We start from the raw sequence: 11866 nt of genomic DNA on the forward strand, positions 1-11866 counted from the left end.
GCCGACACCGAAATCGCAACCGCGATACGGTCGCAGGCGTGGGAATTCCTGAGGTTCCGCCCAACCCGCCGTCAGCCGTGGTCAGGGCCGGCGCGCGGCTCACGGCGACAGGTCCTGGGCAGACGTTCCTGCGCCGGTACGGCTGGCGCATCGACCGCGCGCTGATCAAGGCGACCAAGGGCCATCTGTCGATCTCGATGGTCCGACCGGAGGTGCTGCTCACGCACACCGGCGCGAAGTCCGGTCAGCAGCGCAGTACACCGCTGACGTATTTCACCGACGGCGGCCGCGTCATCGTCGTCGCCTCCAACTACGGGGGCGTTCGGCATCCCGCCTGGTACCACAACGTCAAGGCCAATCCCCGCGTCACGCTCACCTCCCGCGGCTACCAGGGCACCTTCGTGGGCGAGGAAATGCTGGGCGCGGAACGCGACCGGCTGTTCGGGCTGGCCACGCAGTTCATGCCGAACTACGCGGGATACCAGAAGACGACGCAGGGTCGCCGCATCCCGGTGGTGGCGTTCACCGAGGTCGAGTGAGCAAGTAGCGTCGTCGGCGTGGATTTGGCGTACGACGACCGCGGTAAAGGCGATCCGGTGCTGTTCATCGCAGGTAGGGGCGGTGCGGGTCGCACCTGGCACCTACATCAGGTGCCGGAGTTCCAACGCGCGGGCTACCGCTGCATCACCTTCGACAACCGGGGTATCGGTGCCACCGAGAACGAAGACAACTTCGGCGTCGAGGAGATGGTGGCCGACACTGCCGAGTTGATCGAGAAGCTCGACGCCGGACCTGCGCGCATCGTCGGCGTCTCGATGGGCTCCTACATCGCGCAGGAACTGATGCTGGCGCGTCCGGAGCTGGTCAGTGCCGCGGTGCTGATGGCCACCCGCGGCCGCCATGACCGGGCGCGCAGCTTCTTCCGCGACGCCGAACGTGAACTCTACGACGCCGGCATCGAGCTACCCGCGTCGTACGACGCGAAAATCCGTCTGATGGAGAGCTTTTCGCCGGCCACGCTGAACAACGACAACTTCGTCCGCGACTGGGCCGAGATGTTCACGATGTGGCCCACCAAGCCGTCGCCTGGACTGCGCTGTCAGACCGACGCCGCGCCCACGACCGATCGGCTGCCCGCTTACCAAAGTATTACGACGCCCACGCTCGTCATCGGGTTCGCCGACGACATCGTGCTGCCGCCGCATCTGGGCCGTGAGGTCGCCAAAGCCATCCGTACCGGCTACTACCTGGAGATTGCCGACACCGGTCACCTCGGATTCCTCGAGAAGCCGCAGGAAGTCAACGCCGCAGCGCTGAAATTCTTCGCCGATAGTCTGTAGTGGTGAACCCCTCGACTACGCAGGCCCGCGTGGTCGTCGACGAACTGATCCGCGGCGGCGTGCGCGATGTCGTGCTGTGCCCCGGTTCGCGAAACGCCCCGTTGGCGTTCGCCCTGCACGACGCCGACCGCGCGGGCCGGCTGCGGCTACACGTGCGCATCGACGAACGCACCTCCGGCTTCCTGGCGATCGGCCTCGCCGTCGCTGAGCGCGCGCCGGTGTGCGTCGCGATGACGTCCGGTACGGCGGTGGCCAACCTCGGTCCGGCGGTGGTGGAGGCCAACTACGCGCGGGTGCCGCTCATCGTGCTGAGCGCCAACCGGCCCTACGAATTGCTCGGCACCGGAGCGAACCAGACGTTCGAGCAGTTGGGCTACTTCGGAACGCAGGTGCGCGAGACCATCAGCCTCGGCCTCGCCTCCGAAATCGCCGGGGCCAAGCCTGACGAATTGAATTCCCTCAACGCGCAGTGGCGGTCGGCAACGTGTCGAGTCCTGGTGGCCGCCACCGGATCTCGTTCGGCCAACGCGGGACCCGTGCAGTTCGACATTCCGCTGCGCGAACCGCTGGTGCCCGGCGCCCAGGACGACTTGGGCTCCGGCGGCACTTATTGCCCGCAAGGACGGCCCGACGGCAAGCCGTGGACGTTCACGCCGCCCGTCACCTTCGACCAGCCGCTCGACATCGACCTGACGCCCGACACGGTCGTCATCGCCGGCCACGGTGCCGGTGTACACCCGAACCTCGCCGCGCTGCCGACCGTCGCGGAGCCGACCGCGCCGCCGGCCGCCAACCCGCTGCATCCGTTCGCCCTGCGGCTGGTACGGCCGAAGCAGGTCATCATGCTGGGCCGTCCGACGCTGCACCGGCCGGTGTCGACGCTGCTGGCCGATCCGGCGGTCCCGGTCTACGCGCTGACGACGGGCCCGCGCTGGCCCGACGTTTCGGGGAACTCGGCAGCGACCGGCACGCGGGCCGTGACCACTGGCGAACCCGATCCCGCCTGGTTGGCGCGCTGCGGCGAGGTCAATAAGCACGCTGTGGACGCCGTTCGCGCCCAATTGGAGGCCCATCCGCTCAAGACGGGACTCCATGTCGCGGCCGCCGTCGCCGACGCGGTCCGCACCGGCGACCAACTGGTGCTGGGCGCATCGAACCCGGTTCGGGATGCCGCGCTCGTCGGCCTCAACACCCAGGGCTTGAAGGTGCGGTCAAACCGCGGAGTCGCCGGGATCGATGGCACGGTGTCGACGGCGATCGGCGCCGCGCTCGCCCATGACGGCAGGACCCTCGCACTGATCGGCGACCTGACATTCGTGCACGACAGCTCCGGGCTGCTGATCGGTCCGACCGAACCCACGCCCCGCAACCTCACCATCGTCGTGTCGAACGACAACGGCGGCGGCATCTTCGAACTGCTCGAGCAAGGCGATCCGCGGTTCTCCGACGTCTCGTCGCGGATCTTCGGTACCCCGCACGATGTGGACGTCGGCGCGTTGTGCCGGGCGTACCACATCGACAGCCGGCAGATCGAGGTCGACGGCCTGGTCGAGGCGCTCAACGAGCCGTTCGACGGGATGCGGGTGCTGGAGGTGAAGGCCGACCGGTCGTCGCTGCGAGCTCTGCACGCGTCGATCAAGGCTGCACTGTGAGCCGAGCGAACGAGACGACACTGTGAGCCGAGTCATCGCGTTGTGGCGCAAGCTGGTTCCGCGACTGTCGCCCGACCCCACCGAGACGCGGGCGCAGCGTGTGTTCCGGCGGATCCGCATCGGAATCGTGCTCGTCGCGTGTCTGGTGACGCTGCAGTCGGTGCTCATGGTGATGGGCGCGTGGCGTAACGACCGGCAGATCGAGCGGCACATGGGCGTGGCCGCCGCCGAGGTGCTCAGCGCCGGACCGCGACGGTCGACCATCGAGTTCGTGACGCCCGACCGCGTGACCTATCGCCCCGAGCTGGGTGTCCTGTACCCGTCCGAACTGGAGACGGGTATGCGAATCTACGTCGAATACGACACGAACAACCCGGATTTGGTACGGGTTCGGGATCGCAACGCCTCACTGGCGATCATCCCGGCCGGTTCCATCGCGGTGGTCGGCTGGCTCATCGCGGTGGCGGCACTGTCGGGCCTGGCCTACCTGGAGCGCCGCGGCGACCGACGGCAGGTTTCGGTGCAGGAGGTCGCGTAGGCCTCAGGTCTGCATCAGTGTGTTCAGCCAGTTGTTGTCGTAGATATCGATCTTCTCGTCGTTCACCGGGTCGTAAACCGTTGGTGTCCCGGTGTTCAGCGGGTCGATCCCGTACAGGTACTCGAAGTTGGCGGCGTCCATGTCCTTGGTGTTGATCGCTGACCCCGCATCGCCGATGCGATTGGCTACTGTGTCCGGCATTCCGGCGGCCTTCGCCATGTCGGCCATCTCGTCGTCGGTGGGGCCGGGTCCCCCCTTGGTCCGTTGCTGGTGTGCATACAGTTCCTCGACGAAGCGCTGGAACTGTGTTCCCGTTGCATCGCCCTCGGCGGCAAGGAACAACGCGTTGCTCACATTCGCCGAGTAGCCGCCGCCCCCGCTGTCCAGGAATGTCAAGGGTCGATAGGTGATCTTCAGCGCGCCGACGCCGATGTAGTACGCGAACTGATCGCCGAAATCGGCCTGCAGATCCGCGCAATGGGAACACTGCGGCTCGGTGAAGATCTCGATCCGGGTCGGCGCGTCCTCGAATCCGGCGACGATGCCGTAGCCGTCTTCGCTCACCACAAGTGGGGCTGGTTCGGGATTCCGCTCCGCGGTGCCGGTCACCTGCGTAGTGCAACCGGTGAGGATCAGCACCACAGCGATGGCCACCGATGCCGTCCGGGGAATCCGCATGTCAACCGCCTTTCTTTGAGCGCAGAGTACTCGAAAACGCCGATCTGAAGCATCCGTTCGTCGGCACGAGCTATTTGCGTGACATATCCCTGCACGAAACCTTGACGACAGCCGCCGATGGGACTCTCGAGGCGTGCGCGTTGCAATCGTCGCAGAGTCGTTCCTCCCGAATGTCAACGGCGTCACCAACTCGGTGCTTCGGGTGCTCGAGCATCTCCGCTGCGCCGGTCATGAGGCCCTCGTCATCGCACCGGACACCCCGCGGGGTGAGCCGGCGGCCGACAAGATCTACGAAGGTGTCCGGGTGCACCGGGTGCCGTCGCGGATGTTCCCGAAAATCACGTCGCTTCCGCTCGGCGTGCCGCGTCCCCGCATGGTGAGTGTGTTGCGCGGGTTCGACCCCCACGTCGTGCACCTGGCCTCGCCAGCCCTGCTCGGTTGGGGCGGCATGCTCGCCGCGCGTCACCTCGGAGTGCCGACAGTGGCCGTATTCCAAACGGATGTCGCAGGTTTCGCAGAGAGCTATGGCATGGGCTTCGCATCCAGGGCGGCCTGGGCGTGGACGCGGATGGTCCACACCCGCGCCGACCGCACGCTGGCGCCGTCGGCCGCCGCGATGGAAAACCTGACGGCGCATCGCATCCCACGGGTGCACAAGTGGGCGCGCGGTGTCGACATCACCGGGTTTGCACCTTCGGCGCGCGACGAGAACCTGCGCAGCCTGTGGTCCCCACAGGATAAGCCGATCGTCGGATTCGTCGGCCGGCTGGCGCCTGAGAAACACGTCGAGCGGCTCGCGGCGCTGTCGGAGCGCGACGACCTTCAGCTGGTCGTCGTCGGTGACGGCGTCGACCGTGCGAAACTCGAAACCATGCTGCCGTCAGCCGTTTTCACCGGAGCGCTGTACGGCGGAGAGCTGGCCGCCGCGTACGCAAGCATGGATGTCTTCGTCCACCCCGGCGAGCACGAGACGTTCTGTCAGGCGGTGCAGGAGGCGATGGCCTCTGGGCTGCCGGCGATCGCACCGAACGCCGGTGGTCCGCGTGATCTCGTCATGCCTTACCGCACCGGACTGCTGCTTTCGGTCGACGAGTTCGAAGCCAAACTGCCAGCGGCCGTCGACCATCTGATCGCCGAACGGCAGCGCTACTCGGTTGCGGCGCGTCGCAGCGTGCTGACCCGGACGTGGCCCGCGATCTGCGACGAGCTGCTCGGACATTACGACGAGGTCATCGGCCTGCGCCGCCTCAAAGCCGCCTAGCCCTGGGCCTCGATCGACACCGGCTGCCATTCCTCCCAGGTAGCCAGCCGGCTTTCGTAGTCGGCTTTGGCGAGCCGCAGCGGCAGCTCACCGAAAAAGATTCGCAGCGGCGGCTTTTCGGCGTCGACGAGCTTGAGTACCGCGGCCGCCGACGCCTTCGGGTCACCGGGCTCCGAGACGCGCTGGCTGCGTAGCCGGTCCGCTTCTTCATGCACCTCTTTGTAGTCAGGGTGCGGTGCGGACCGTTTCGACGACGAGCCCGCCCAATCGGTCGAGAACCCGCCGGGTTCGATCAGCGTCACATGAATCCCGAACGGCGCAACCTCCTGCGCCAGCGACTGCGAGAACCCTTCCAGGGCCCACTTCGAGGCGTGATAGATGCCGACGTTCTGGAACGCGGTGATACCGCCGATCGACGACACTTGGATGATGTGTCCGCTGCGCTGCGCCCGCAGATAGGGGAGCGCCGCCTGGGTCACCCACAGAGCACCGAACACGTTGGTCTCGATCTGATCGCGCGCCTCCTGTTCGGTCAGCTCCTCGATGAAACCGAAGTGGCCGTAGCCCGCGTTGTTCACGACGACGTCGAGCCGACCGAAGTGGTCGTGCGCCTCTTTCACAGCGGCGAAGTCCGCATCACGGTCGGTCACGTCGAGTTGGATCGGCAGCAGCGCGTCGCCGAACGTCTCGACCAGATCGTCGAGCGTCGACGTGTTCCGCGCCGTCGCTGCTACCTTGTCGCCGCGCTCGAGTGCCGCGATTGCCCACTCTCGCCCGAAGCCACGCGAAGTACCGGTGATGAACCAAACTTTTTCCGCCATGTGCGGATAAATGCCCGCTGGGGCGCATTCCATTCCCGACGCCCGGATGTTGACAGGTAGCGTCGCCGTTGTGAACCGCGCGACGCTGGACAAGGATCCCCACGAGGTCGCATCGATGTTCGACGGGGTGGCGCGCCGCTACGACCTCACGAACACGGTGTTGTCTCTGGGGCAGGACCGCTTCTGGCGGCGGGCGACGCGCGAGGCGCTGCGTATCGGCCCCGGCGACAAGGTGCTCGATCTGGCCGCCGGCACTGCCGTCTCGACCGTGGAGCTCGAGACCTCGGGGGCGTGGTGCGTAGCCGCGGACTTCTCCGTCGGCATGCTCGCCGCGGGCAGTGCGCGCAAGGTGCCCAAGGTCGCGGCCGACGGCACCAAGCTGCCGTTCGGCGACGCCGTGTTCGACGCGGTGACCATCAGCTTCGGGCTGCGCAACATCGTCGACCACGGAGCGGCGCTCCGCGAGCTGGCCCGGGTGACCCGGCCCGGCGGGCGGCTGGTTGTGTGCGAGTTCTCGACGCCGACGAACAGGCTGTTCGCGACGGCCTACAAGGAGTATCTGATGCAGGCGCTGCCGCGGATGGCGAGCGCGGTGTCGTCGAATCCCGACGCCTACGTCTACCTCGCCGAGTCGATCCGCGCGTGGCCCGACCAGCCCGACCTCGCGCGACACATCGCCGACGCGGGCTGGTCGGCGGTGCGGTGGCGCAACCTCAGCGGCGGCATCGTCGCGCTGCACGCTGCGACCAAACCGTCACACTGAATCAGCTTCGCGCACACGACGGAGCTACCCAAACCCGGGCCACGACACACGACCCGGTTGTACGGTCGCGCCATGGCCTATGGACGTCACGCTGATCCGGATTCGACACTCGCCACCGATCCCCGCTCCGACCCGCGAATGGTCAAGGCGCTCGCCGAGTTCGGGCTCGACGGTCGGCTGCCGCCGATCGAGCTGGCGGTCGACGCACCCCTCGAGGAGCGGCTGGCGTTCGCCACGATGAGCGAAGAGGGGATGGGCGCGATCTTCGACGTGTTCGCGCAATCGGCGTCTGCGGCCGACGGTGTGACCACCACGACGACCACCATCAGCGGTGACGACGGCAACGACATCGCGCTCTACATCAGCCGCCCCGACGGCGCCGACCGTCCGATCCCGGGCGTCGTGCACCTGCACGGTGGCGGCATGGCGATTGGCGCCGCAGCGGACATCGGATACATGATGCTGCGCGAACATCTGGCTGCCACAGGGGTTGTCGTGATCGGTGTGGAGTTCCGCAACTCCGGTGGCAAGCTCGGACCGCATCCGTTCCCCGCAGGTCTGAACGATTGTGCGGCCGCGGTCCGATGGGCCGCCGCGAACCGCGGCGAGCTCGGCATGGCACAGCTGATCGTGTCCGGCGAGTCCGGCGGCGGGAACCTCACACTCACCGTCGCGCACAAGGCGAAGCGCGAAGGGTGGCTGCACGAGATCGCCGGTTTCTACGCGCAGTGTCCCTACATCTCGAACCGCTGGCTCGAAGCGTGTGAGGATCTGCCGTCACTCACCGAGAACGACGAGTACTTCGTCACATGCCACCAATTGGCACTGCTCGGATCGCTCTATGACCCCGCCGATAGCCATAGCGACGACGCGACGTGCTGGGCCGCGGTGGCCACCGACGACGAATTGGCGGGCCTACCGCCGCATGTCATCTCGGTCAACGAGTTGGACCCGCTGCGCGACGAGGGGCTGCAGTACTACCGCCGGCTTCTGCAGGCGGGGGTGCCGACGGTGGGCCGGCTGGTCGCCGGCACATGCCACGGTGGTGACCTGTTGTTGCCGCACGTGATGCCGGAGGTGTTTCACGCCTCGATCCGCGACGTGAGTGGGTTCGCGAAGTCGCTGAGCGGCTAACCGAGGGTCAGCGGGTTGGAGCCGAGGCCGGGCACGACCACTTCACCCATGCCCTGCTGTGGTGACCGGATGCGTTGCTGTTGCTGCTGCTGCTGATCGAAGGGCTGGCAGACGCCGACAGACGTGACCTTTTCGCACGGGCCGGCGGGCGCGGCGCTCGCAATCGTGGCCGTGCCCATCGCGGCGGCCGCAATGGCCAATGCCGCGAATGCTGATCGAACTGTCAGCTTGCGCATCGTGGATTCCTTCCGCCGATGCTTGTGGGAACGCCGGTGCACTCCAGAGTAATCCCGCGGAGCGTTTGAGAATAGGTCCTCTAGCAGGGCTTACATTTAGCCGGGCTGTGCAAATCGCCCGCTCCAGCAAAGGTTTTCACGGGCCCTTGTCAGCGCGCCGGACGGCGCCTGCGCCAAATCGCCGCCGTCTGCTCGCTGACATTCGGGTCGTGCGTCTGCTGAAAGTTGCGACCTCCTCGCGCGAACGTCGCCAGCACCGCGGCGGGAACCTCCGGTTCGAGAACCGGCTCGTCGACCCACCGGCACGGCCGGACGTGAACGAGATCGACGGCGGCGCCGGCATCGTCGTAGAACATCGGTCCCTCGATACGGCCGAGCCAGTAGAGACCGTCGGCGTCGCGAGTCCACACGAACGATCCGTCGGCCACGTCGGTGAACCGCGCGACGCGGCGATCGAGACGCTCGCCGCCGCCCGCGTCACCGAAGCCAACGACTCCGATCGCAAGCGCGCGATCGACCGTCGATCGAGGATCGATGTCGTCGCGGCGGGACCGCATCGGTGCGCGGTAGACCTCGGGCATGCGCGATATTCTGCACCCGACATGGAGACGTTCAAGCGGTACTTGCTGATTCAGGCGATGATGTTCGTCTTCGGCATCGTCGGCCCGATCTTCCTGATCATGTTCTTCGCATCCCCGCGCCATCCGGAGCTCCGCTGGGCGTACTGGGCAGGCCTGTTCATCACCGCCGCTGACATCCTCATCGCATTGGCACTCACCGCCGGAAGTGGAGACAAGAAGAAGGCCCCCAAGGACGTCAAGATCGCGATGGCGCTGCAGAAGCGGAAACAGTCGGGTCGATCCGGTACAAGCGGGTCTTCGAGCTCGTTGAGCAGTTCGGATCCGTTCTTCGGAGGCGCCGTCGGATTGTTCTCGACCGATTCGGGCTCGTCGTCGGGCGACTCCGGTTGGTCATCAAGCGATTCGGGATCCTCATCAAGCGATTCCGGATCCTCATCAAGCGATTCGGGGTCCTCGTCGTCTGTCTAGGTGCTGCCGGCGAAATCCTCGATGACCTGGTATCCGGCGTTGTAGCCAGGGGTGAATGTGATGCCCGGGCCACCGTGACAGCCTGCCCCGCCGAGGTAGAGCCCGTCGATCGGAATCGGCATGTCCAGGAAGCCTTTCGGCCCGGGCCGGTTGGGCCCCATGAGATCTGGGTGCAGCAGGCCGTGGCAGAAGTCGCCGGACGGGGCGGCGAACATGGTGTCCATGTGATACGGCGCGAAGGTGATGAGGCGGATCTGGATATCGCGAAAATTGGGCGCATACCGGGTGATCTTGTCGATGACTTTCTCGGCCATCTCGTTCTTGAGTTTGCGCGTGTCCCGGCTGTTCTCGACGGGTAGCGCGTAGGCGAAGGCGCTGGCGGCATGCTTTCCCGGTGGCGCCATGCTCGGGTCGTGCACGGACGGGATCTGCATGCCCATCGACGGGTTGTCCGGCACGATCCCGCGCCGGCATTCGTCCCACTGGCGCTGCTGTTCTTCTGGCGAATTGAAGATCGCCACCGACCCGAGCATCTCGGGATCATTGAGGAAGTCGTAGGGCGGCGCGAATTCGGGTAGGCCGTCAAGGGCGAAGTGCAGTTGGACAAACGATGCGCGGTGGTCACGGCCGCTGATGCGGGTGACCAGGTCGGCGGGCAGCAGGTCGGCGCCCACCAGATCGACGAGGGTGTAGTCCGGTGACAGATTCGACACCACCACCGGCGCGCTGATCTCGGATCCGTCGCGAAGGCGAACCCCGGTGACGCGGTCATCAGACACCAGGATGCGATCCACCTTTGTGCGATAACGGATTTCACCGCCGGAGGACAGAAACAACTCACGGAGATGGTCGCACAGCGCGCCGATGCCCCCTTCGAGCTTGGTCATCATGGCGGTCGTGTCATCGGGCACCGCCAACGCCCACGCCAGACACGTGGCGCTGCCCGGAGTGTAGGGCCCCCGGTAGGTCGAGTTGATCGCCAGGAATGCCAGCATGCCGCGCAACACCGCGTGCTTCTCCTTGTCGGGAAGGTAGCGGTCGATGGCGTCCATCGCGGAGCCGAACATCACGTCGTGGATCGCGGTGCGTTCGGCCTCGTTGGCCGCACACGCGTACATCTCGTCAAGTGTTTTCGGCGGTGTGCGAACGTCGAAGCGGCCCAGCGCCTTTGCCGGACCCTGCGACCACCCGATCAGTCCTGCCATCCCAGCGACGGCCTCCATGCCGTGTTTGTCGGCCAGATGGGTCATGAACTTGATGGGGTCGCGGTAGAAGATCAGCGGCTCCTCGCCGGCGTCGCCGAGATTCACCGACTGCACCTCGGCGTCGACGGTTGGCAGGGTGTCCAGGCCCAGCTCCTTGGCGATCTGCGGCGGCATGGGGAACTGCACCGAGCCCGCGATCTCGTAGCGAAACCCCTCGATCAGCTCAACGGTCGCGGCCATCCCGCCGCTGTAGGTGTTGGCCTCTACACACAGCGTGCGCATTCCTGCCTGCTGTAACACGGCCGCAGCCGTCAGCCCGTTGTGTCCGGCACCGACGACGATCGCGTCATATTCGCTCATGGCCTGTTCTCCTTCGCAATGCAGCGGTCCACCAGAAATATGTCAGTACTGACATGAATTCTCAAGGGTGGGCTACGATCGGCGCACCATGGCATCCGCCCCCAACCTTCATGAGCAGCGGCGACGCTCGACCCGTGAGGCACTGCGGCGCGCCGCGCTGGCCAGCTTCGCGGACAAGGGGTTCGCCAACGTGACGGTCACCGAGCTGGCGCGCGAGGCCGGGGTCACCGAACGGACTTTCTTCCGGCACTTTCCCACCAAGGAAGCGGTGCTGTTCCAGGACTACGAGACCCAGGTGGAGTGGTTGGCCGAAGCGTTGGAGCAGCGACCTCCCACGGAATCGTTGTTCGACGCGGTGCTCGCAAGCATTGTCAGCTTCCCGTTCGACATCGAGGTGGTACGGCAGGCCGCGACCGCCAGGGCGGAACTGATCAGCGCCGAACGGATCGCCGGGCACCTACGGGTCGTGCAGTCATCGTTCGCCGCAGTGTTGACCGACTTCATCAGGAACAGATATCAGGATGTGGCCGACATCGACCTGGTCGCCGATGTGGCCGGGGCGGTGGTCGCCGCGGCGCTGGTGACAGCCGTGGAGCACTGGGGCCGCAACGGCTGCGCCGGTGACCTCGGCGAGATCACGGCTACGTCGATGAATCTCGTCCGGTCGGGTCTCGGGCCGCTGTCGTAATTTACCGTTGCCCGCAGTATGGCAAATTTGTGTCAGTCCTGACATGATCTGTGGCAGAGTACTCCTCCACGTCGTGAAAGGAGACGCAGCGTGGACTGTCGGTCGGGTGTTCGACGAGTAACACCCCGTCCACGAAGTTTG

At 66.1% G+C, this 11866-nt stretch carries 14 protein-coding genes; 9 read left to right on the plus strand and 5 right to left on the minus strand.

The window, feature by feature from the left end; genetic code table 11:
- Positions 1-38: 38 nt before the first annotated feature.
- The 4 genes from G6N42_RS25910 to G6N42_RS25925 are packed head-to-tail and all read left to right on the plus strand — an operon-like array spanning position 39 to position 3530.
- Positions 39-539 carry a nitroreductase family deazaflavin-dependent oxidoreductase gene (locus G6N42_RS25910; RefSeq protein ID WP_163734769.1) on the plus strand — a complete coding sequence of 167 codons (501 nt, stop codon included), beginning with the start codon at positions 39-41 and terminating at the stop codon, positions 537-539.
- An 18-nt stretch (positions 540-557) separates the two neighbouring features.
- Positions 558-1340 carry an alpha/beta fold hydrolase gene (locus G6N42_RS25915; protein WP_163734772.1) on the plus strand — a complete coding sequence of 261 codons (783 nt, stop codon included), beginning with the start codon at positions 558-560 and terminating at the stop codon, positions 1338-1340.
- A 2-nt stretch (positions 1341-1342) separates the two neighbouring features.
- Positions 1343-2992 carry a 2-succinyl-5-enolpyruvyl-6-hydroxy-3-cyclohexene-1-carboxylic-acid synthase gene (gene menD / locus G6N42_RS25920; protein WP_163734775.1) on the plus strand — a complete coding sequence of 550 codons (1650 nt, stop codon included), beginning with the start codon at positions 1343-1345 and terminating at the stop codon, positions 2990-2992.
- A gap of 22 nt (positions 2993-3014) precedes the next feature.
- Positions 3015-3530: a DUF3592 domain-containing protein gene (locus G6N42_RS25925; RefSeq protein ID WP_163734777.1), complete on the plus strand. Its 516-nt coding sequence runs from the start codon at positions 3015-3017 to the stop codon at positions 3528-3530.
- A 3-nt stretch (positions 3531-3533) separates the two neighbouring features.
- Here the strand turns inward: G6N42_RS25925 and G6N42_RS25930 are convergent, their stop codons facing one another.
- The gene (locus G6N42_RS25930; RefSeq protein WP_163734780.1) at positions 3534-4208 is read right to left on the minus strand and encodes a DsbA family protein; all 675 of its coding nucleotides are present in this window, start codon (positions 4206-4208) and stop codon (positions 3534-3536) included.
- Positions 4209-4341: 133 nt separating this feature from the next.
- On the opposite strand from G6N42_RS25930, the gene G6N42_RS25935 reads away from it, so the two are divergent.
- Positions 4342-5469: a glycosyltransferase family 4 protein gene (locus G6N42_RS25935; RefSeq protein ID WP_163734783.1), complete on the plus strand. Its 1128-nt coding sequence runs from the start codon at positions 4342-4344 to the stop codon at positions 5467-5469.
- On the opposite strand, the gene G6N42_RS25940 is transcribed toward G6N42_RS25935, so the two are convergent.
- The gene (locus tag G6N42_RS25940; RefSeq protein ID WP_163734786.1) at positions 5466-6290 is read right to left on the minus strand and encodes an SDR family oxidoreductase; all 825 of its coding nucleotides are present in this window, start codon (positions 6288-6290) and stop codon (positions 5466-5468) included. The genes G6N42_RS25935 and G6N42_RS25940 overlap by 4 nt on opposite strands.
- A 70-nt stretch (positions 6291-6360) precedes the next feature.
- Here G6N42_RS25940 and G6N42_RS25945 point away from each other — a divergent pair, with 70 nt between their 5' ends.
- Positions 6361-7053 carry a demethylmenaquinone methyltransferase gene (locus tag G6N42_RS25945; RefSeq protein ID WP_163734790.1) on the plus strand — a complete coding sequence of 231 codons (693 nt, stop codon included), beginning with the start codon at positions 6361-6363 and terminating at the stop codon, positions 7051-7053.
- A 72-nt stretch (positions 7054-7125) separates the two neighbouring features.
- On the plus strand, positions 7126-8187 hold the full coding sequence (locus G6N42_RS25950; RefSeq protein ID WP_163734793.1) for an alpha/beta hydrolase fold domain-containing protein: 1062 nt from the start codon (positions 7126-7128) through the stop codon (positions 8185-8187).
- Here G6N42_RS25950 and G6N42_RS25955 read toward each other — a convergent pair.
- Both G6N42_RS25955 and G6N42_RS25960 read right to left on the minus strand, forming a co-directional pair.
- Positions 8184-8423: a hypothetical protein gene (locus tag G6N42_RS25955; protein WP_163734795.1), complete on the minus strand. Its 240-nt coding sequence runs from the start codon at positions 8421-8423 to the stop codon at positions 8184-8186. The genes G6N42_RS25950 and G6N42_RS25955 overlap by 4 nt on opposite strands.
- 149 nt (positions 8424-8572) lie before the next feature.
- The gene (locus tag G6N42_RS25960) at positions 8573-9004 is read right to left on the minus strand and encodes a GAF domain-containing protein (RefSeq protein WP_163734798.1); all 432 of its coding nucleotides are present in this window, start codon (positions 9002-9004) and stop codon (positions 8573-8575) included.
- Between the two features lie 21 nt (positions 9005-9025).
- Here G6N42_RS25960 and G6N42_RS25965 point away from each other — a divergent pair, with 21 nt between their 5' ends.
- Positions 9026-9472 (plus strand): hypothetical protein, encoded by a 447-nt coding sequence (locus G6N42_RS25965; RefSeq protein ID WP_163724428.1) that lies wholly within the window; start codon positions 9026-9028, stop codon positions 9470-9472.
- Here G6N42_RS25965 and G6N42_RS25970 read toward each other — a convergent pair.
- The gene (locus G6N42_RS25970; RefSeq protein ID WP_163734803.1) at positions 9469-11037 is read right to left on the minus strand and encodes a phytoene desaturase family protein; all 1569 of its coding nucleotides are present in this window, start codon (positions 11035-11037) and stop codon (positions 9469-9471) included. The two genes, G6N42_RS25965 and G6N42_RS25970, sit on opposite strands and share 4 nt — an antisense overlap.
- A gap of 88 nt (positions 11038-11125) precedes the next feature.
- On the opposite strand from G6N42_RS25970, the gene G6N42_RS25975 reads away from it, so the two are divergent.
- Positions 11126-11725 (plus strand): TetR/AcrR family transcriptional regulator, encoded by a 600-nt coding sequence (locus G6N42_RS25975; RefSeq protein ID WP_163734805.1) that lies wholly within the window; start codon positions 11126-11128, stop codon positions 11723-11725.
- The last annotated feature ends 141 nt before the right edge of the window (positions 11726-11866 follow it).

The sequence above is a fragment of the Mycobacterium gallinarum genome (genome assembly GCF_010726765.1).
Classification (GTDB): Bacteria; Actinomycetota; Actinomycetes; order Mycobacteriales; family Mycobacteriaceae; genus Mycobacterium; species Mycobacterium gallinarum.